Origin of the sequence: Aggregatibacter sp. HMT-949 (assembly GCF_041734645.1) — a bacterium.
Lineage (GTDB): Bacteria > Pseudomonadota > Gammaproteobacteria > Enterobacterales > Pasteurellaceae > Rodentibacter.
The window spans coordinates 784,055-804,452 of sequence record NZ_CP162010.1 but is presented as its reverse complement, the minus strand read 5'-3'; the positions used below and the strand labels follow the sequence as shown (position 1 = coordinate 804,452).

The window sequence follows — 20,398 nt, the reverse complement described above, 5'->3', positions numbered from 1 at the left end:
TCACAAAACCATAAAATCTGCCTTGAGATTTTTTCTCACTCACGCATAATAACAATTCAAATAAGAACAAATCGCATTTGGAGTTTTCAATGTTGCGTATAATTCGTTATAGCGCGTTGCTGTTTACTTTTTTCCTTTCACAACTTGCTTTAGCGCAAGATCACTACCAAGAACGAGTCGCAGACATTACCGCTCGATTGGATAAAACCACCGCCCTTCTCCAACAAAACAATCCTGATGATGCCCGTACGGAAGTGCAAATGGCTTATTTTGAAGTATTTGAAAATTTAGAAGGACCAATTCGAATTAATTTTTCCGCACAAAAAAGTTATCAAATGGAAGCCGCCTTCGGTGAAATCCGTAAAATGATTGGCGAAGGTAAACCTCTCAATGAAATCCAAGCAAAAATCGATGGCTTAAAACAAGCGCTACAAGAGGTTCTTCCTTCGTTAACGGAAGGACATCAATTAAATGCCGATGGGCAACATGGCGTTTATCAAAACGATCAAATTCTGCCTTATTGGCAAGAGAGCTTTAAAACTATCGATGATCTCGTGGCGCAAGCTATCGAAGCCTATCAGCAAGGGGATTTTAGCAAAGCCAAACAGGCCTTCCAACAAGCGCAATATGAAGGCTATAAAAATTCCGAAATGGAAATGGCAATTCGTACTCATCGTTCTTCCGAACAATCCGCCGCGATTAACCAACAATTCTATAATTTGATTCGTTTAAGCGAACAAGCAGATCAAATGATGGAAATTGCCTATCAAAGTACCAATCTTTTGCAAGATATTGAAGAGCAACTACCGAGTTTACCGACCACACGCGAAGAACAAAACCGTCAATCAACGCAAGCGGCGCAAACCACCGAACAAGCAGAACAGGATTGGCAAAACATCGCCAAACAAGTGAATCAAAATATTCAACAAGCCATCATGCTTTATGAAAAAGGCGAACACAAAAAAGCAATTCTTGCCGTACAAGATACTTACTTCGACATGTTCGAAAACAGTGGTATGGAAAACAAAATCGGTTCGCGCGATAGCAATTTCAAAGCCGAATTGGAAGGCTATTTCACCCGTCTTGTAAGCTTAATGAAAGCCGAACAAGGAGATAAGTTACAAGAGCAAGCGAAAGGCTTGTCCGACGGATTAAACCAAGCGGTTGACATGTTACAAGGTGGCGAACAAAGTGATTGGTCGTTGTTCTTATATAGTTTACTGATTATTTTGCGCGAAGGTTTGGAAGCTTTACTGATCGTTGCTGCGATTGTGGCATACTTAGTAAAAAATAATCATCAAGACAAATTGCCGGTAATTCGCCAATCCGTTTATGTCGCCTTATTCGCCAGCCTAGTGACGGCGTTTTTCTTTCAACTTATTTTTGAAAATTCCGGACAAAACCGTGAACTGTTGGAAGGTTTCACCATGATCATCGCTGTATTTATGCTGTTTATGATGAGTTACTGGTTGCTTTCCAAAGTGGAAGCGCAAAATTGGAAACGTTATTTGGAAGGCAAAATTAGCACCGCATTGACGGCAGGATCACTCGCCGGTTTGTGGTTCACCAGTTTCTTGGCAGTTTATCGTGAAGGCGCCGAAACCGTGTTGTTCTACTATGCGCTAGCTGGCGATGCCAAAAGTGCTCTCGGTTTAACCTACCTTTTTGGCGGCTTTTTGGTCGGCGCATTATTACTTGCCGTCTGTTACTTCATCATGCGCTACACTGTGGTGAAATTGCCGCTCAAACCGTTTTTTATGTTCACAGGCAGTTTTATGTATGTAATGGCGTTCGTATTTGCCGGTAAATCCGTACTGGAATTGATCGAAGGTAAGTTATTTGAACCAACCCTGATAAACGGTGTACCTGAAATTACGTGGTTGGGCATCTATCCTTACGTGGAAACCCTTGTGCCACAAGGTATTTTAATTATCGCTGCCGTTCTTGCTTTAGCAGTGATGAAATATCAAAGCAAAAAAGTGAATTAAACGTAGGGACAAATATAATTTGTCCTTGCATGATATAAACCTAACCTTCATCTCAGGAGAAAAAATATGAAAAAAGCACTTATCGCGACCGCACTTGCAGCAGGTTTGTTTGCCGCTAGCGCTAACGCCTTTACCGAATATCCGATCGGTGAAGCCGTAACCATGAATGAAATGGAAATCGCTGCCGTGTATTTAAAACCGATTGATATGGAACCGCGTGGCATGGGTTTACCGGCGGCCAAATCCGATATTCATTTGGAAGCGGATATTCACGCGGTGAAAGGTAACAAAAACGGTTTCGGCGACGGCGAATGGATGCCGTACCTTACGATTAACTATACTTTAGTGAATACCGATACCGGCGAAAAACAAGAAGGCACCTTCATGCCAATGGTTGCAGGTGACGGTCCACACTATGGTGCAAACGTAAAAATGATGGGTGTGGGTAACTACAAATTAACTTACCACATCGATCCGCCATCAAAAGCTGGTATGCACCGCCATACTGACGAGGAAACCGGCGTTGGCCGTTGGTGGAAACCTTTTGATGTAAATTATGAATTTAAATTTACGGGGATAAAATAATCTCTGTTCCTTCCCTCCCTCTGTTTACAGAGGGAGGTACTGAAGGCGGAAGGAGGGAGAAAAGCGATTAAATCTAATGTTATTTTTGTAATACCGTTACAATCCCTCCCCAGTCGCTACGCGACAGCTCCCTCTGTAAACGGAGAGAGCGAAGTTATTAACTTCAAGCTTTACACTAATCTATGAATTACTTCTTCACCTTCCTACTACAAACTCTGCTTCCCATCAGCCTTTTACTCGGTGCGGCATGGGCCAAATCTCGCGATCTTTACCTAAAAGGCATAATTTGGGGTTCGTTACTCGCCTTTTTTGTCGGTGTTACTTTACGTCTGAATTCACCTAGCACACAAACTTTCAATCTCGGTTTTACAATTTTCTTGCTTGCGACATTCATTCTATTCGCCACCAGCCAATGTTTTAATACACGCAAACTCGCTTATTTCTGGCAATTTTTATTGATGCTTATCGCCGGCAATTTATGGGCGAAGGATCCAAATATTGGCACGCTCACCAATATTGATGTCATCAACACCGATTTTATTTTGCAGGCCAGTGCTGTTATTTTTGGCATTATTTTTTGCGGGTTCCTCAGTACTTGGATTTATTTTCTCTTCCAGCAAAGCGAAAAAACACACAAAAAATTCATCGCTCGATTTAAAAGTCTCATCGCGTTGCTTTTAGTCTGCCTCATTATTCCAATCATCGGTGAATTGATGCTTAGTTTGATGAAATTGCAACTCATCGAACTCACTAAACCACGCTTAAGTTTCGTAGCAAAATCCGGCGAAATCACCGGTTATTTAAACTATATTTGTGCTGCATTAATTCTGTTATTTATCGGGCTATTCTACGGAAGCATTCACCGCGCCCGCATACAAGCCGTGGCACAAGCGGGAAATCCAATTGAAAAACGTCAAAAATTAGCAGCCGCACTAAGTTCTCGTCGCCTCATCCGTTGGGGCGTGCTTGCCGCGATAATTATTGTGACAAACCAACTCTACTGGGAACAAATCGCCTCGCGTCCACCCCAACTTTCTGAAGCTCAGCCAGTTACATTAGATGAAGAAGAAAACTTACATATTCCTATTGAGCAAGTAAAAGACGGTAAACTGCATCGTTTTGTCTGGATTGCCGATGATGGAAAAGCGGTACGTTTTTTCATAATTAACCGCCAACCGGCGAAAATCAGTCTCGCAGCGGTATTTGATGCCTGCTTATTGTGCGGCGATCAAGGTTATGTGATGCAAGACAACCAAGTGGTCTGCGTGGGCTGTGGCGTACATATGTTTATCCCATCCATTGGCAAACCGGGCGGTTGTAATCCGGTGCCCATAGAAAATTGGCAACAAACGGAAAATGACGTCGTAATTAATCGTGCCTCTTTGGAGGATGGACTGAATTTATTTAGCACCATCGTGGAAATCAACGTGCAAGATCCGATTAGTGGCGCAAAGCTTAAAAACATCGAAACCGAGCACAAATACAGCTATGAAAATCACACTTATTTCTTTGAAAATGAGGAAAATCTTGAGCTGTTCCGCGATAATCCGGAAAAATACCTCGGTAACCTGAAAAAACAAGGGGAATAACGATGTTAGCAAGAATGTTATTTCAATCTTGGCGATTCGGCATTAAACGCAAATTATTGGCGATAATCACCATTTTCTTGGCGGCCTGCTTAGTTTCTGCGCTGCTTGCCGTATCCATCGACATTGGCGACAAAATGGCGAAAGAGCTAAAATCTTACGGTGCGAATATTTTAATCGAACCGGCCGGCAATGCGGTGCTCTCGGAAGAGTTCAATACCGGCACCGCATTGGCAAGCCAAGATTTTATTGATGAAAAAGAACTGCCGGCGATTAAAGATATTTTCTGGCGCAATAATATTGTTGGCTTCGCCCCACAACTGACGGCTACGGTTCAAGCTAAAAAGGTACAAGCTGAAAAAGGGTTGTCAATATCTGACGCTCATTCTGCTGCCACTGCGAGCGAAAACATCAGTATTCTCGGCACCTTTTTCGATCATCACATCGCCGTACCGGATGAAGAGGACTATCACACCGGACAGCGTATTATTAGCCCCTATTGGCAAGTACAAGGCGAATGGGTGAATGACACAGAGGATAATTTCGGCGAACAAATTCCCGTACTCGCAGGCGCCCAACTTGCCAAACATAAAGGTTGGAAAATCGGCGATCGCTTAAATCTGCGTTATCAAGAAGGTGACATTGACAATCAACGTTTAATCAAAATTCAAGGTATTTTAACCACCGGTGGTACAGAAGATAACCTAATCGTAATGCCGTTAAGCGCAGCGCAAGCCTTACTCGGTTTAGAAGGTAAAGTACAATCAGTCAAAGTGTCCGCGCTGACAGTGCCGGAAAATACACTTTCCCGCAAAGCACGCATCAATAGCGATGCGTTAGATGCGGAAGAATACGATCGCTGGTACTGCACAGCCTACGTTTCCTCCATTTCCCACCAATTGGAAGAAGCGATTTCCGGCGCAGTAGTACGCCCGATTTGGCAAGTGGCGGCATCGGAAGGTATCGTAATCGGTAAAATTCAATTATTGCTTGCCGTCGTGACCATAGCGGCATTAATCGCAGCGGCAATGGGGATTGCTTCGTTAATGAGCTCCTCTATTATCGAACGGGCAAAAGAAATCGGCTTAATGAAAGCGCTTGGCGCTTATCAATGGCAAATTGTATTACTATTTTATTGCGAAGCGATTCTCAGTGCGCTTATCGGCGGCGCTTTTGGTTGTATTGCGGGCTGGGGATTGGCGAAATTTATCGGTACAACATTATTCGGCGCGCCATTAAGTTTTGCTTGGATTGTCATTCCGTGCGTGTTGGCATTATCCATCCTTATCGCGCTAATCGGTACTTGGTTCCCAGCGCACCGCATTGCCAAATTGTACCCAGTGGAGGTGCTGTATGGCCGCTAATAAAACGATGTTCTGGCGTTTAATTTTCCGTGCGCTTCGCCTGCGTTTACAACGCGTAACAATTATTTTCACTGCACTTGCTGTGGGCGCAAGTATCGTGACAGCGATGGCCGCTGTGTATTTTGATATCAACACAAAAATGAGCCAAGAATTGCGCACTTTCGGTGCCAATTTCTATATCGGTTCGACAACCGGCGGTATGATTGAGGTCGATCGCTTTGATGAGATATTACAACAAGCCCCACACGGCTTAATCAGTGCCGCCAGTCCTTATATTTATGGCGTTGCACGTAGTGAATTGGAAAAAATCGTCATCATGGGAGTACGCTTTGAAAATATGAGTATTCTTGCGCCTTATTGGCAAATTAGCGGCACACCAATTAATGTGAACTTTGACGATCGCAATGCGATGATCGGCAAAACCTTGGCGGAACGTCTCCACTTAAAAATCGGCGATAAATTGCAATTGAGCAAAAATTCGATAGAAAAACATCAATTTACCATTAAAGCCATTGTAGAAGCCGGCGATGCCACCGATAACATGCTGATCGTGAATCTTGATTTTGCACAAAATTGGTTGGAAAAAGAAGGACTTGCCAATAATGGTTTACTTAACGTAAAAAACGAATCCGGCCAAGCGGATGGTTTTGCCGAAACAATCATGCAGCGATATCCCGATATGGTTGCGCGCCCAATTCGTAAAGTATCGGCCTCTGAGGGACAGATTTTGGATAAAATCAAAGGCTTGATGGGATTAATTTCACTGGTGATTTTAGTGCTGGCGACACTTTGCGTGAACACCACCTTAATCGCAATTGTCGGCGAACGCGCTAAAGAATTTGCCCTACAAAAAGCCTTAGGGGCAAAACAATCGGATATTATTAAACAAATCTGTACGGAAATTTTAATTATCGCTGCAGCAGCTATCATTGCGGGCTTAATTTTCGGCTATTTATTGGCGCAAATTTTAGGATTCACCGTGTTTAAAGCCTATATCGATATGCGCTTGCCGGTAATTCCCATCACCATTGTTTTATCATTATTCGTCGCCTTGATCGCGGTAATAGTACCGACCCGCCGCGCACTAAAAATTCAAATGGCGAATGTTTTGAAGGGAGAGTAATTTTTATGTCTAGGGTAATTCGTTACTCTAGGTTAAGCATAGCCCTACCCTTTTCTTTTGGGTAGAAATTGTAAGTTCCCCAACGGGGAACGCTTATACGTAACCGTGGGTAGATCCACCCATGGCACAAAGAGAAAAGTATGACTAATTTTGTAATCGAAACCCAGCATTTATACAAACGCTTCGACCAAGTTACAGCGCTGGAAGACATTAACATTCAAATTGCCGAAGGCGAATTTGTCGCCATTATGGGAGCATCCGGCTCGGGTAAAACTACCTTGATGAATATTCTGACCGGATTAGATACCGCCAGCGAAGGCAAAGTGATATTGGACGGCATAGATACGGCACAACTGGATGAAACCGGTCGTCAACGCTTCCGTGCAGAAAAAATCGGTTTGGTATTCCAACAATTCCATTTAATTCCTTATTTGACAGCGTTAGAAAACGTGATGTTGGCGCAACATTATCATAGCGTGATTGATGAAGCCACTGCCAAAGCGGTACTGAAACAAGTCGGCTTAGAGCACCGCATTGAACACCGTCCTAGTCAGCTTTCTGGCGGCGAACAACAACGGGTTTGTATCGCGCGCGCCTTGGTGAACCAGCCACCGGTAATTTTTGCCGACGAACCAACAGGCAATTTGGATGAAAAAAATGAGGCCTTAGTGCTTGATTTATTACAACGCTTAAACCATCAAGGCAGAACCATCGTGATGGTGACGCATAATCCCGAGTTGGGTAAGCTGACCGATCGCGTAATTTATTTACACCATGGTAAATTCATCAAAGAGGAAACACATGCAAAATAAGCGATTAAAATTACTGGCGCTAAGTGCGGCAATTCTCTGCACCGTTTGCTGCAAAGAGCAAACCGCCAGTCTCGGCGACGCAGCGCCGGAAATTGTCGCCTACGACTTGCAAGGCAAACAAGCGAAGTTAAGCGATTGGCAAGGTACACGTCTGCTCACTTTCTGGTCGGAAACGTGCGGCGTTTGCGTAGCGGAATTAAAAGAATTGGAAGGCATCGCAGCGGCATATCCAAATAAGGTGCAATTGATCGCAATTAACGTGGACGGCGAAAAAGCCGATACGCAAGCCGTGGTGAACAAACGTCAAATCACACAACCGGTCATTAAAGATCAAATGAAAATCACCGCAGAACGTTATCAATTAGTCGGTACGCCAACGTCTTTTATTATTGATAAAGACGGCCATATTCAAGCAAAATTTGAGGGAAAAATTCCGCAAAAAGAGTTGGATAAACTTTTTAAAGGATAAGTTATGAAACGAATTTACTTTTTACTCGGTGCGCTTTGTTGTTTTTCTTTTTTCGTACAAGCGGAATCCCCCGCTAATCCTAATTTAGCCAAGGCTGAAAAAATTTATAAACGTTCCTGCGCTACTTGTCACGGCAAAAGCGGCGAAAAACCGGCGATGGGCAAATCAAAAATTATCAATCAGTTAAACGCAGAGGAAATTTCAAGCGCACTTTTTGATCATAAAAGTGGCAAAATTGTCGGTGCCGGCAATCCGGCTAAACAACGTTTAAGCGATGAAGAAATTCACGCACTTTCAGAATTTATTCCGGACTTAAAATAAATTCTTGAAAAATAATGAAACTAAGCCGAGAATAGACGGTCTTAACAGGGCTTGGCTTTTCCGCTAAGAAAAATATACTTAAATTTCAACTTAAAGGATTATTTATGAACAAATTTACCAAAATCAGCGCAACCGCATTATTCGCGTTATTCTTAACCGCTTGCGATAAACCCGCGGACAAACCTGCAAATAACGCAAAACCAGAAACTGCACAACAAACCGAGGCAGCAAAACCGGCTGAAGCCACACAACAAACCGAGGCGGCAAAACCGGCTGAGGCAACAAAACCAGCTGAAACAGCGCCTGCATTAAGTGCGGAAGAACAAGAAAAAGCGGACTACGAAAAATTAGTTGCGTGGAATCAACAACAGGGTGCAGCGCAAGCGCAAAGCCAACAAAAACTACAACAAGAATTACAAGCTGCAATCGTTGCGCAAGATGAAAACAAAGCTAAGGCAGCAATTGAAGAATTCAATAAAACCGTTCAAGCAAGCATCGCAAGCTTAGACGCATTAGAAATTAAATCCGATTTAATTAAATCGGCACAAACTAAAACAAAAAACGTCTTAGCTCTTGCAAGCGAATTACTAGTTGCACAAGCTAATGTCAAAGATGAAGCGGAACAAAAAGTTTACGTTGAAAAAGCACAACAATTACAAAACGAAATGCAAGCTTTAGCACAACTTAGCGCGCAAATCGAAGCAAAATTAAATCCTGCCCCGGCTCAAGCACCGGCAGCAAAATAATTCCTCTCTAAAACGCAAAAGTGCGGTCAATTAATTTGCCGCACTTTTTTTGTATCCGGAATTCTTATAATCCCACTCTGTCCTTAATTCGCTCGGCAAACATACCGATACTCAGAGCAAAATAATTAGATTTATTCCAATCTAAAATCGTACGGAAATTATTAGATACCAAAAATACGCGTCCCACTTCTTTATCCGGGCGAACTAACCAAAGCGGCGTATCGGCAAGGACACGCCATTTTTCTTGCTCTTGCGCACTAAAATTCAAAGGCGCTACGCCTAAGCTTTGCCACTCGCTTAATGAACGGGCTTTATCTTTCTCAACACCGGCAAAAGATAACGCCATTGGTTGCGTTAACATCACTTCCGCTCCCCAAGGTAATTTATCATTCCATCCCACGGTATGCAGATAATTCGCAATAGAGGCGAACGCGTCAAATTGGTTTGTCCAAATATCTTTCACGCCGTCGTCATCGCCGTCTGCCGCATAATTTAAAAACGCACTCGGCATAAATTGAGTTTGCCCCATAGCTCCCGCCCACGAACCAAGCATACGTTCGCGATGAATATGATCGCGTTCCAACATTTTCATCGCATTGATAAATTCTTTCCCGAACAAAGCCTCGCGTCGTCCCTCGAAAGCCAACGTAGCCAAAGCGGACAGCACGTCATAATTACCTTGATAATGCCCGAAACTACTTTCCATCCCCCACAGCGCTAAAATATATTCCTGCTGCACGCCATAACGTTGACTGGCCCGTTGCAACGGCTCCAAAGTTTCCCAATAACGCGTTTCGGCAATGGCTACTTTATTATCGGTCAGCACCTTGTTGAGATAGTTTGTCGTGCCGTTTGGATTTAAAATCGGCGGTGCATTCGGGTCACGTTTTTTAACGCTGCCCGCTTGTGCACGATCTAAATCCACTGCCTTTTGCACATATCGGATATTATTTTGCGCCGCCAATACAGATTTCGACACACCTTGTGCCGCTGCTTTGCCTTTTAAAAATTGTACGTAATCATCAAAATTATCCGGCGTGCGGGACTTATCGTAAGTAGCATCCGCGTCAATTGAAGCAATAAAGCTTGGGTTCAATGCGGTGCTATTTTGAGAGTTCAATGCGGTGCCGTAGCGAGTATCCGATTCACTGCTTGAGCATCCAAAGGTAAACGTCGATAAAAGAAAGGTTGAAATAAAAGGAATACTTTTCATTAATTTCACTTTAAAACAAATAATTAGACTAAACGCGCTTAAATAAAAAATAACCCCGAACGAGAAAATACGAATGGGCAAGATGCAACCGAACGTATAAAAATCAATGCCGGGCTAAAATTGAACGTACTTTCTCCAAGTCTTCTGCCGTATCTACGCCGACTTCCGGCGCTTCTTGGGCTAATTCCACATGAATGCGTTCGCCGTTCCACAACACGCGTAACTGTTCAAGTTTTTCTAAATTTTCTAACTCAGTCGGCGCCCATTGCACGTATTGTTTAATGAAACCGGCACGGTAGGCGTAAATGCCGATATGGCGCCAATAAACATCGGCAAGTTGCGCCTTCTCCGGCTCTTGCAAATTCATAAATTGATCGCGGTCGTAAGGAATCGCCGAACGGGAAAAATACAGCACATAACCGTTTTTATCGGTCAACACTTTCACCACATTCGGGTTAAATAATTCTTGAGGCTCCTGAATTTTCACCGCAAGGCTTGCCATATTCACCTTAAAATTGGCTAAGTTTTCCGCCACTTGACGCACAATTCGCGGCGGAATTAACGGCTCATCACCTTGAATATTGACGATAATTTCGTCATCTGCAATGGCTAATTTTTCCACCACTTCCGCCAAACGTTCCGTACCGGAATTATGATGTTCGGCAGTCATACAGACTTCCGCACCGAAATCTTTTGCCACTTGTGCCACATTTTTATTATCGGTGGCGATAATTACACGGCTTGCGCCGGACTGCCGTGCTTTTTCAAATACATGTTGAATCATCGGCTTGCCGGCAATATCGGCCAGTGGTTTGCCCGGCAAGCGTGACGACGCAAAACGGGCGGGAATAATTACGCTAAATGTCATAATCTTTTCCTTATTCTTTCAAAGTTTCCGCTTTTTCGGCGAGCAACAGCGGCACGCCGTTTTTAATCGGGTAGGCTAGACGCTCATAACGACAAATCAAACGTTGATGTTGCGCATCATATTGCAAGCGCGCCAAACAACGCGGGCATGCAAGAATTTCCAGCAATTTGGGATTTAAGCCTTCAGCCATGACGATATTTCTCCACCAAAGCTTCAATTTTTGCCCAAAAGCACGCAAGATTTTCGCCGGATTCGTCTGCATCGACGATTTCTCCTTCCACCGGCACATACCACCAATTATCTTGAGCAAAAACTTGGCACTTTACGGCATCTTTTTCAGTCATAAAGAGCGGTTGATTTGATGCTATTTTTTCCAACTGAGCCACAGAAAAATGTTGATGATCTCGGAAAGCTTGAGTTTCGCTCAAACGAATTCCCAACCTTTCCAACATCGTAAAAAAGCGTTGCGGGTTGCCGATGCCGGCGATAGCTGCACCGCATTGGAAAGCGCTTAATGGGCGCTTCTCGTCGGTTTTTAAATTAATTGCATAGTTGGGGATCAATTTCAGCACCGCATTGGAATACTGATTTTTGCCGCCGTTGGTAATAATAAAATCCACGCTTTTCAAGCGACTCGGTAATTCGCGCAAAGGCCCTGCCGGTAATAAAAAACCGTTGCCCAGCGCACGTTCGGCATCCATTACGACTATTTCGACATCGCGCTGTAGCGAGTAATGCTGCAAACCGTCGTCGGCAATAATGACATCGCACTCAGCTTGCTTTAACAACAATTCTATGGCTTGCCGCCGATTCGGCGCAATCACTACCGGTACACCGGTGCGTTTTGCGATTAATACGGGTTCGTCACCGCCTTTAACAGGATCCGTGTTTGCTGTTACCGGCAAAGGATAGTTTTGCGCTTTGCTGCCGTAGCCGCGAGAGATCACCCCCGCGCGCAATCCACGTTTTTTTAATTCTTCAGCCAACCAAATCACTACCGGCGTTTTGCCGTTGCCGCCAACGGATAAATTGCCAACAATCACTACCGGCTTCGGCGCGCGATAAGAGGATTTTAAGCCGAGAGAAAATAACGCACGACGAATTCGGCTAAGTAACCAAAATAAAAGAGAAAAAGGCAAAAATAGCCAAGCGAGTTTAGAATGAGAGTACCAAAATGGCATAGCCTATCCTTTCTAATCATACAAAATAAAATAACGCGAGTTTTCTAACTCGCGTTTTTCATTCATCCGTGGTTAACCACTAAATTGCATATTATGCAACTGTTTGTACACGCCGTTTAAATCAAGTAATTGTTGGTGAGTGCCGCGTTCACGAATTTCGCCGTGATCGATGACTAAAATTTCATCGGCGTTTTCAATGGTGGACAAGCGATGTGCAATCACCAATACAGTACGATCTTTTTTCAATGCTTCCAATGCGGCTTGAATTGCGCGTTCGGATTCCGTGTCTAATGCTGAAGTCGCTTCATCCAAAATCAATACCGGTGAGTTGCGCAATAATGCGCGAGCAATTGCTAAACGTTGGCGCTGACCGCCGGACAGACTAGCGCCGTTTTCACCAATAACCGTATCAAAACCTTGCGGTAATTTTTCGATAAATTCCAGTGCATAAGCCGCTTTCGCCGCAGCGATAATTTCTTCACGGGAATATTTATCTTTCGCCGCATAAGCAATATTGTTGGCAATGGTATCGTTAAACAAATGCACTTGCTGTGAAACCACCGCGCAATTTTCGCGTAAATTAGATAAGCGATAATCTTTAATATTCACGCCGTCAAGTAAAATTTCGCCTTGTTCAATATCGTAAAAACGCGTTACCAAATTGGCGATAGTCGATTTACCAGAACCGGAACGCCCTACCAAAGCGATAGTTTTTCCCGCCGGCAATTTGAAGGAAATATGATTAAGTGTCAATTCATTTTTGCCTTGATAAGCAAAACTGACATTTTTAAATTCCACTTCGCCTTTCGCGGGCTCGGCTTTGTAACTGCCGTTGTCTTTCTCCGGTTCGAGATCCAAAATGGCAAATAATGTCTGACAGGCAGCCATTCCACGTTGAAATTGAGAGTTTACATTAGTTAGAGATTTTAACGGACGCATCATCGCCAACATGGAAGAAAACACCACGGTAAAAGAACCTGCGCTCAGATTATCGTTAGCAATTAAGGGCGTGGTTGCCAGATAAAGTACCGCAGCGAGAGCAAGCGAGGCGATAATTTGTACCACAGGATCGGAAATCGCATCCGCGGTCACCATTTTCATGCCTTTACGACGCATATCGTTACTCACCTGATTAAAACGTTCTTCCTCCACATATTGTCCGCCGAAAGATAGCACCACTTTATGCCCTTTCAGCATCTGTTCCGTGGTAGAGGTTAGTTCGCCCATGGAATCCTGCATGTTTTTACTTAATTTGCGGAAAATTTTCGACACTGTTCGAATCAGCACCGCAATAATCGGCCCGATAATAAAAAGCACGATCGTCAATTCCCAACTGGTATAAAACATTACCGCCAACAAGGAAATAATATAGGCGCCTTCGCGTACGATGGTAATTAATGAATTCGACGAAGAATTGGCAATCATCTCGGAATCATAAGTGATGCGCGAAAGAAGTTTTCCGGTAGGATTGCTATCAAAAAAACTCACGGGCATAAACATCAAATGCTTAAACAAGCGACGACGCATATTCATCACCACTTTGCCCGACACCCAAGCCAAACAATAATTAGACACAAAACTAGTGGCACCACGCAAAAAAATCACCCCGATCACTACAAATGCCATCAGTTTCAAAAAACTGTGATCAGCCTCGCCGAAACCTTCGTCAAGCAATGGTTTTAATAAGTAAATCAAACCGGAATCTGCCAATGCATTAAAAACTAAAGCGCCCCCCGCCACTACTAAACCGGCTTTATAAGGCTTAATCATCGGCCACAAACGCTTAAAAGTCTGCACAGTAGAAAAATCGTCTTGTAATTTTTGATTTTGCATAATTATTATCTTGTAAAAAAATTGGCGGCATTGTACCCGTTATTCGTTTGAGAATCCAATTTCCCGCGCATACCAAGGCGAAAAAGCATGACGCGCCCGTTGAACCGCCAATTTCTCGGAATAAAAATTCACTCTGATTTGTCCCGACACCGCGGTATTTTCCACCCGACTTTGATAACGACGCAAACGTTCCATCACCGAAGGATGAGGGAATTTCCACGGATTCCAGCGTCCGCTGGAAATTACGGCGATATCCGGCTTGCTTTGCGCTAACAGAAATTCTCCGGTGGACGTTTTACTCCCATGATGGCCAACCTGTAACACATCGATTTTCCCCAGCGAACGGGCAAATACTTGTTCGTTTTTGATTTCTGCATCGCCCGTTAATAACACGCGATGACGGCCGTCCTCGACTAAAATCACACAAGAATCCGCATTTTCCGCGCGTTCAATGCGGTGCTGCGGAGAGAGTACAGTTAAAGATAAACCTTGCCAGTGCCAAACTTTGCCTTGTAAACATTCGATGCGATACGTTTCACCGTAGCTTTGCGCGGAAGGGCTAATTAGCACCGCATTGGGATAAGCCTCGAAAATTGCTTTTGCACCGCCGGCATGATCATTATCATCATGGCTTAAAATCAGTTTTTCCGGCGTAATACCTTCGCGCCGCAAATAAGGCAAAATTTCCAGCTCCGCCATAGAACCGCCTTTCCATGCAGCGCCGGTATCATACAAAATCGCACGATTATTCTTTACAATTAAAGTGGCCAAGCCCTGCCCTACGTCAAGCGTGTCAAGATGCCAATGCGGTGCCGAACATTGTCGAATAAGCACCGAAGACAAGCACAAAAGCGCTATGCCGATTAAGCCTGCGGTTATTTTTTTCCGTCGAACGGGAGACCAAGGCTCGATTATATTTAAGGTAAAACCGCGGGACGGTTTAATTTGCCAATTTTGCGGGGAAATCGCTCGTTCACGATAAATAAAACGAATCAGTAGGAGAAAAAGTAAGCTACAAATTGCAGTCAATATTAATGCCGAATTAAAGGAAAATATCAGTTGTTCACCTTGAAAAAAAGCGATCAGCCGAGTAATCGCTTCTGCCAATCCGTTTGCCAATGACCAAGAATAAAAAGCGCCATCGGTCAATACCGCAAACAAAATCAACGGCACCAACAAGAAGCTATACAATGGCACAGCAATCAGGTTGGCAAAAAAACCATTTGCTGCCACGCTGTTAAACAAAAAAAGCTGCAAAGGGGTGAATAGTATTAACAAACCGAATTGCAAATGAAATAACCCTAAAACCCACTGAACTTTGGGCGAAAAAGGTTTATGACGCCATTGAAATAAGGAAAATGGTACATAGCGGTACCATACGATCAAACAACCCACCGCACCGGCGGAAAGCCAGAAGCTGGTAGAAAGGGGCATCAGCGGATCATAAAACAATAGAAACGCCACCACTAATACGAAAAGCTGGTAGGCGGAATAATAGCGTCGTGAAAATTGAATAAAAGCCACAAAAACTAAAGCGGAAATGGCACGTAAAGTCGGTACGCTAAAGCCGGCCAAATACGCATAAAGCAGCGCAAAAAGCAGCCCATTTAATATCGGCAAAAGCGGTTGGATAGCCAATGTCGGCAGTGCAAATTGTAACGCGCGCAGCAATAAAAAACCAATGCCCGCCGCCAAGCCGATATGTAAACCGGAAATAGCGATTAAATGTGCGGTGTTAGTTTGTTGGTAAATTTTCCAAGAAGTATCGTCCAACCAAGCCCGTTCGCCAAATGCCAGCGCCATTAACAGCCCTTGTTGCGACAGATCCGAGGTTTGTCGTAACGCGCGTTGTAATTTTGTCGTACGCCACGAAAAGTTTTCACCTATTTTAATCGCTTCTTTTACCGTTCCCACGGCAATAACACCTTTGGAAAAATACCATTGCTGTCGATCAAATCCGCCCAAATTCAATCTTGCAGAAAGCGGGCGCAAAGTAACCTCGCCTTGCCATTGTTCGCCTAAAAAAGGCCGTTCTTCGGCTTTCCAATTCAAAAAAATACGTTGTTCCGGCAGTCCTTCTGCCAATTGAGCTCGCGCAATGATTGTTTGATATGCTTGTTGATGTAGCACTTCCTCGACGGTAAAACTTAATTGCTGTTTGCGAGCCGAGACCGAATTGGCTTGGTTTAATAAATCCAGGGCGAAAGAATGAGCGTAGGCTAATGCAGAAACGATGATAATCAACACCACCAAAATACGGTAAATCGATATTTTTTTACACAAATAAGCGCTCAATAAGAGCGGAATCAGCACTAATAGACAAAGCCACAGGGTTTTATCGGTTAACAAAAGAAAGTCCGGTAAAACTAACAACGAAAAGGAGGCAAAAATCATTGCTCCGGCAAGGATGAATAAATTAAAAGGCATGGCGATCGGCAAAAAAATAAAGATGTGCCGAAGCTAGTGGGATTTTTATTAAAGGACAATCTTATCTCGACAATCTTGCGATCAGGATCGCAAAATCCAGTTCTAATTGGGAAATTCTATTTGCTAAACCGATTAAGTTCTGCTATTTATATCGCCCTTAAAAATCGGGTTCTCAGAAAAGTCGTAGAGAACGAACTATAATGATAAGACAGGAAGTCGTGAACTTCACGCTTAAATTCTGTTCGTATTAGGAGTGAGATATGTCGAAAGCATCGCTAAGTTTATTAGATCTTGCAGGCGTTAAACCATATCAACCAAAAAAAGGTGAAGAATATATGAACGAAGATCAAATTCTTCACTTCCGTAAAATCTTAACGGCTTGGCACGAACAAATCATGGAAGAGGCATCCCGCACTGTAGCGCATATGCGTGATGAAGCGGCGAACTTCCCGGATCCGGCTGATCGTGCGACTCAGGAAGAGGAATTCAGCTTAGAACTACGCAACCGCGACCGCGAACGTAAATTAATGAAAAAAATCGAATCTACCTTGAAAAAACTTGATAGCGAAGATTTCGGTTATTGCGATTCTTGCGGTGAGGAAATCGGTATTCGTCGTCTAGAAGCACGTCCGACTGCCGATCTCTGCATTGATTGTAAAACCCTGGCGGAAATTCGTGAAAAACAAGTAGCGGGTTAGATATCACTTGAAGAAAAAAAGTGCGGTTAAAAATGATCTGCCCCCAAATTTTGGGGGCAGATTAAATTGACCGCATTTTTTTGTTTTACCGAATGGTACATTACATTTCTATATTTTGATCAGAAAAACGTTCGATTCTCGCGCCTAAACTGCGAAGTTTTTCTTCAATATGTTCATAACCGCGATCGATATGGTAAATACGATCCACGATAGTTTCGCCGGAAGCGATACAACCCGCTAAAACTAAACTAATTGAGGCACGTAAGTCTGTCGCCATCACCTCGGCACCGGAAAGTTGCTCTACACCGTGACACACTGCCGTGTTGCCTTCAATTTCCGCTTTCCCCCCCATGCGAATGAGTTCCGGAATATGCATAAAGCGATTTTCAAAAATGGTTTCAGTAATAATGCTGGTGCCTTCGGCCACCATATTTAATAACGTGAACTGTGCCTGCATATCCGTCGGAAAACCCGGATGCGGTGCTGTGCGGATGTTTACCGCTTTCGGGCGATTGCCGAACATATCAAGAGTAATGCTATCTTCAGCAATATCTACTTGTGCACCAGCTTCACGTAATTTATCAATGACCGCATCCAAAGTATCGGCTTTGGTATTCTTACAAACCACGCGACCACCGGAAATCGCGCCGGCAATCAAAAATGTTCCGGTTTCAATGCGATCAGGTACAATGCGGTGCTCACAACCGGTTAGACGATCAACGCCTTCAATTGTAATATGATCGGAACCGGCGCCACTAATTTTCGCACCCATTTTATTTAAGAAATCGGCTGTATCCACGATTTCCGGTTCGCGCGCGGCGTTTTCAATCACGGTCGTACCTTTGGCAAGGGTCGCCGCCATCATCATCGATAAGGTTGCACCAACACTCACTTTCTCCATTACAATACGAGTGCCAACCAAACGATCTGCGACTTGCGCTTTTACGTAACCTTCTTCCAATACAATATCGGCACCCATTTTTTCTAAACCGCTGATATGCAAATCGACCGGTCGCGCACCAATAGAACAACCGCCCGGCAACGAAACCTGACCTTGGTGAAAACGCGCTACTAACGGAGCCAACGCCCAAATAGAAGCACGCATGGTTTTTACCAAATCATAAGGTGCGACGAAATGGTCAATTTTGGATGCGTCCAACAGCACCGCATTGGAGGCATCACGTTTGGCGATAACGCCGAGTTTACGTAAAATTTTAAGTGTGGTTTCAATATCTTTGAGTTCAGGCACATTGGTTAATTTAACCGGCTCGGTCGCTAAAATGCTAGCAAAAAGAATTGGCAACGCAGCGTTTTTAGCGCCGGAAATACTCACTGTGCCACTTAAACGAGACTGCCCACCATAAACACGAAATTTTTCCATGAAAGAAATCCTAATTAACTGGCTTGGTGTAAAAGACGATCCATTTCCCACTTTTCGGTGGTATAAGTTTTGATCGTCAACGCATGAATCTCACCCGTACTGAAATAAGGCATAAGTGGCGCATAAATCGTTTGTTGCTGTTTTAATTTCGATAAGGCCGCGATTTCATCACTTACTACGATCACGCCAAAGTGCGCATTTTCGCCTTGAGCGTAAACTTCATTCAGGTTTAACGTTTCTTTTAAAATTCGTTCAATTTCTTGCAGTTCCATTAGGCTTTCCGTTTTAATGACTATCGGTAAACGAGGCAATCCAGTCAGATAAATTGACTAAATCCGCCAACGTAAGTAATTGTTGAGGGGGGTTAACTAAGCGCACCGTTTTATTAGGAAGTTGTTGGCTATCGTGTAAAAAATTGCACAACAGTGCAAAGCCTGCGGAATCAATTCTCGTGACACCGCTTAAATCCCATTCGATATATGGTTGAGTTAATTTTGTCTCAGATAAAAAAGAAGCACGTTGCTGCCATAATGGTAGCAACGTGTTACGAGATAGCTCCCCCGAAAATCGGAGCGCTATCTTATCATTGTTTTGTACTAAATCCCAATTTAACATGGCGAGATTATTTGCTTAAGGTGACAGGTTGAGCCGCAGTTTTTTGAATCTGTGCAGTCAAGGCGTCAATTCCTTGTTGACGTAAAATGCTGCTCCATTCATTTTGTTTAGTTACGACCATGCTGACGCCTTCGGCCACCATGTCGTAGGCTTGCCATTCCCCGGTTTTACTATTTTTACGCCATTTAAAATCTAATTTAATCGGCGCTGCACCACCGGTTTGCATGATATTTACGCGAATGTTCACCAAGTTTTTATCGCCGATTTCTTTTGCCGGTTCTATTTGAATTTGTTGGCTACTGTATGCGGTCAATACTTGCGCGTAGGCTTGTTCGATAAAATCTCCGAAAGCCTTGAAAAACTTATCGCGTTGTTCCGGTGTAGTAGATTTAAAATACGAACCTAGCACTAAAGAACCGGCATAATTCACTTGCACATAAGGCAATAAATCATTACGCACGATAGTACGTAAATAGTCCGGATTTTGTTTAATTTTACCTTGGTTCGCTTTAATGTCTGAAAATAATTTATCCGATGCTTGTTGCATCAACACATAAGGATTGGTTTCCGCGATTGCGGTGCTCGTCACGAAAAGTGTGCTCACGGCAAAAGTTAAAACGGTAAACCATTTTTTTAATTGATTGATTTTCATCATAAATCTCCTAACTAAAATATTATTTTGCTGCCGGTTCTGCGTTTGTCGCATCACCTTCAGATTTTTTATCGCCATAAAGGAATTGACCAATTAAATCCTCCAATACCATTGCGGATTTGGTGTCTTGGATTTGGCTACCGTTTTTTAACATGGCGGTTTCGCCGTCATCAAAGCCCATTGTCAACGCGATATATTGTTCGCCCAATAACCCCGACGTTTTAATCGACAACGAGCTATTTTCCGGAATTTCATCGTATTCTTGGTTAATCTCGATGTTCACCTTCGGTAAATAGGTTTTTTCGTCTAACTCAATGCCACTCACTCGACCAATCACTACGCCGCCCAACTTAAGAGGAGCGCGGACTTTCAGCCCGCCGATATTATCAAAAGTTGCAGTGACGGTATAAGATTTGTTTTCGCCAAAACCTTGCACATTGGCCACTCGTAAACCTAAAAATACTAAAGCACCGATACCCAGTAACAAAAATAAGCCTACCCAAAATTCATATTTAACGGTTTGTCGCATAAAAATA

Annotated in this window: 21 protein-coding genes; 10 read left to right on the top strand and 11 right to left on the bottom strand. The window is 43.5% G+C overall.

Annotation, left to right across the window (positions count from 1 at the left end; translation table 11 throughout):
- The first annotated feature begins 89 nt into the window (after positions 1–89).
- The 9 genes from AB3F25_RS03765 to AB3F25_RS03725 all read left to right on the top strand — a co-directional run bounded on the left by AB3F25_RS03765 (position 90) and on the right by AB3F25_RS03725 (position 8,994).
- On the top strand, positions 90–1,988 hold the full coding sequence (locus AB3F25_RS03765; protein ID WP_373604174.1) for an FTR1 family protein: 1,899 nt from the start codon (positions 90–92) through the stop codon (positions 1,986–1,988).
- A 66-nt stretch (positions 1,989–2,054) separates the two neighbouring features.
- Entirely contained in the window at positions 2,055–2,573 is a 519-nt protein-coding gene (locus AB3F25_RS03760; protein ID WP_373604173.1) for an iron transporter, read from the top strand.
- Between the two features lie 182 nt (positions 2,574–2,755).
- On the top strand, positions 2,756–4,162 hold the full coding sequence (locus AB3F25_RS03755) for a Fe-S-containing protein (RefSeq protein ID WP_373604172.1): 1,407 nt from the start codon (positions 2,756–2,758) through the stop codon (positions 4,160–4,162).
- Between the two features lie 2 nt (positions 4,163–4,164).
- The gene (locus tag AB3F25_RS03750; RefSeq protein ID WP_373604171.1) at positions 4,165–5,523 is read left to right on the top strand and encodes an ABC transporter permease; all 1,359 of its coding nucleotides are present in this window, start codon (positions 4,165–4,167) and stop codon (positions 5,521–5,523) included.
- A complete protein-coding gene (locus AB3F25_RS03745; protein WP_373604170.1) occupies positions 5,513–6,646 on the top strand; it encodes an ABC transporter permease in 1,134 nt (377 codons plus the stop codon). The genes AB3F25_RS03750 and AB3F25_RS03745 overlap by 11 nt, the downstream gene beginning before the upstream one ends.
- 140 nt (positions 6,647–6,786) lie before the next feature.
- The gene (locus tag AB3F25_RS03740; protein WP_373604169.1) at positions 6,787–7,458 is read left to right on the top strand and encodes an ABC transporter ATP-binding protein; all 672 of its coding nucleotides are present in this window, start codon (positions 6,787–6,789) and stop codon (positions 7,456–7,458) included.
- Positions 7,448–7,927 (top strand): TlpA family protein disulfide reductase, encoded by a 480-nt coding sequence (locus AB3F25_RS03735; RefSeq protein WP_373604168.1) that lies wholly within the window; start codon positions 7,448–7,450, stop codon positions 7,925–7,927. Before AB3F25_RS03740 ends, AB3F25_RS03735 begins: the two co-directional genes overlap by 11 nt.
- A 3-nt stretch (positions 7,928–7,930) precedes the next feature.
- On the top strand, positions 7,931–8,248 hold the full coding sequence (locus AB3F25_RS03730; RefSeq protein ID WP_373604167.1) for a cytochrome c: 318 nt from the start codon (positions 7,931–7,933) through the stop codon (positions 8,246–8,248).
- Between the two features lie 104 nt (positions 8,249–8,352).
- A complete protein-coding gene (locus AB3F25_RS03725) occupies positions 8,353–8,994 on the top strand; it encodes a lipoprotein HlpB (protein ID WP_373604166.1) in 642 nt (213 codons plus the stop codon).
- A 64-nt stretch (positions 8,995–9,058) separates the two neighbouring features.
- Here the strand turns inward: AB3F25_RS03725 and AB3F25_RS03720 are convergent, their stop codons facing one another.
- The 6 genes from AB3F25_RS03720 to AB3F25_RS03695 form a co-directional block, all read right to left on the bottom strand.
- Positions 9,059–10,207 carry a lytic transglycosylase domain-containing protein gene (locus AB3F25_RS03720; RefSeq protein ID WP_373604165.1) on the bottom strand — a complete coding sequence of 383 codons (1,149 nt, stop codon included), beginning with the start codon at positions 10,205–10,207 and terminating at the stop codon, positions 9,059–9,061.
- 103 nt (positions 10,208–10,310) lie between these two features.
- A complete protein-coding gene (kdsB, locus tag AB3F25_RS03715; RefSeq protein ID WP_373604164.1) occupies positions 10,311–11,075 on the bottom strand; it encodes a 3-deoxy-manno-octulosonate cytidylyltransferase in 765 nt (254 codons plus the stop codon).
- A gap of 10 nt (positions 11,076–11,085) precedes the next feature.
- A complete protein-coding gene (locus AB3F25_RS03710; protein WP_373604163.1) occupies positions 11,086–11,265 on the bottom strand; it encodes a Trm112 family protein in 180 nt (59 codons plus the stop codon).
- Positions 11,258–12,256 carry a tetraacyldisaccharide 4'-kinase gene (gene lpxK / locus AB3F25_RS03705; RefSeq protein ID WP_373604162.1) on the bottom strand — a complete coding sequence of 333 codons (999 nt, stop codon included), beginning with the start codon at positions 12,254–12,256 and terminating at the stop codon, positions 11,258–11,260. Before lpxK ends, AB3F25_RS03710 begins: the two co-directional genes overlap by 8 nt.
- 72 nt (positions 12,257–12,328) lie before the next feature.
- Positions 12,329–14,089: a lipid A ABC transporter ATP-binding protein/permease MsbA gene (gene msbA / locus AB3F25_RS03700; protein WP_373604161.1), complete on the bottom strand. Its 1,761-nt coding sequence runs from the start codon at positions 14,087–14,089 to the stop codon at positions 12,329–12,331.
- Between the two features lie 39 nt (positions 14,090–14,128).
- The gene (locus AB3F25_RS03695) at positions 14,129–16,516 is read right to left on the bottom strand and encodes a DNA internalization-related competence protein ComEC/Rec2 (protein WP_373604160.1); all 2,388 of its coding nucleotides are present in this window, start codon (positions 16,514–16,516) and stop codon (positions 14,129–14,131) included.
- 260 nt (positions 16,517–16,776) lie between these two features.
- Here AB3F25_RS03695 and dksA point away from each other — a divergent pair, with 260 nt between their 5' ends.
- Positions 16,777–17,214 (top strand): RNA polymerase-binding protein DksA, encoded by a 438-nt coding sequence (gene dksA, locus AB3F25_RS03690; protein ID WP_373604159.1) that lies wholly within the window; start codon positions 16,777–16,779, stop codon positions 17,212–17,214.
- A 100-nt stretch (positions 17,215–17,314) separates the two neighbouring features.
- Here dksA and murA read toward each other — a convergent pair whose 3' ends face one another.
- From murA to mlaD, 5 genes are read right to left on the bottom strand one after another with little or no spacing between them, the layout of a single operon-like run.
- A complete protein-coding gene (gene murA / locus AB3F25_RS03685) occupies positions 17,315–18,595 on the bottom strand; it encodes a UDP-N-acetylglucosamine 1-carboxyvinyltransferase (RefSeq protein WP_373604158.1) in 1,281 nt (426 codons plus the stop codon).
- Positions 18,596–18,609: 14 nt separating this feature from the next.
- Entirely contained in the window at positions 18,610–18,867 is a 258-nt protein-coding gene (locus tag AB3F25_RS03680) for a BolA family protein (RefSeq protein ID WP_373604157.1), read from the bottom strand.
- A gap of 13 nt (positions 18,868–18,880) precedes the next feature.
- A complete protein-coding gene (locus AB3F25_RS03675) occupies positions 18,881–19,210 on the bottom strand; it encodes a lipid asymmetry maintenance protein MlaB (protein ID WP_373604156.1) in 330 nt (109 codons plus the stop codon).
- A gap of 7 nt (positions 19,211–19,217) precedes the next feature.
- Positions 19,218–19,862: a phospholipid-binding protein MlaC gene (gene mlaC, locus AB3F25_RS03670; protein ID WP_373604320.1), complete on the bottom strand. Its 645-nt coding sequence runs from the start codon at positions 19,860–19,862 to the stop codon at positions 19,218–19,220.
- Between the two features lie 22 nt (positions 19,863–19,884).
- Positions 19,885–20,391: an outer membrane lipid asymmetry maintenance protein MlaD gene (mlaD, locus tag AB3F25_RS03665; RefSeq protein ID WP_373604155.1), complete on the bottom strand. Its 507-nt coding sequence runs from the start codon at positions 20,389–20,391 to the stop codon at positions 19,885–19,887.
- Positions 20,392–20,398 lie beyond the last annotated feature (7 nt).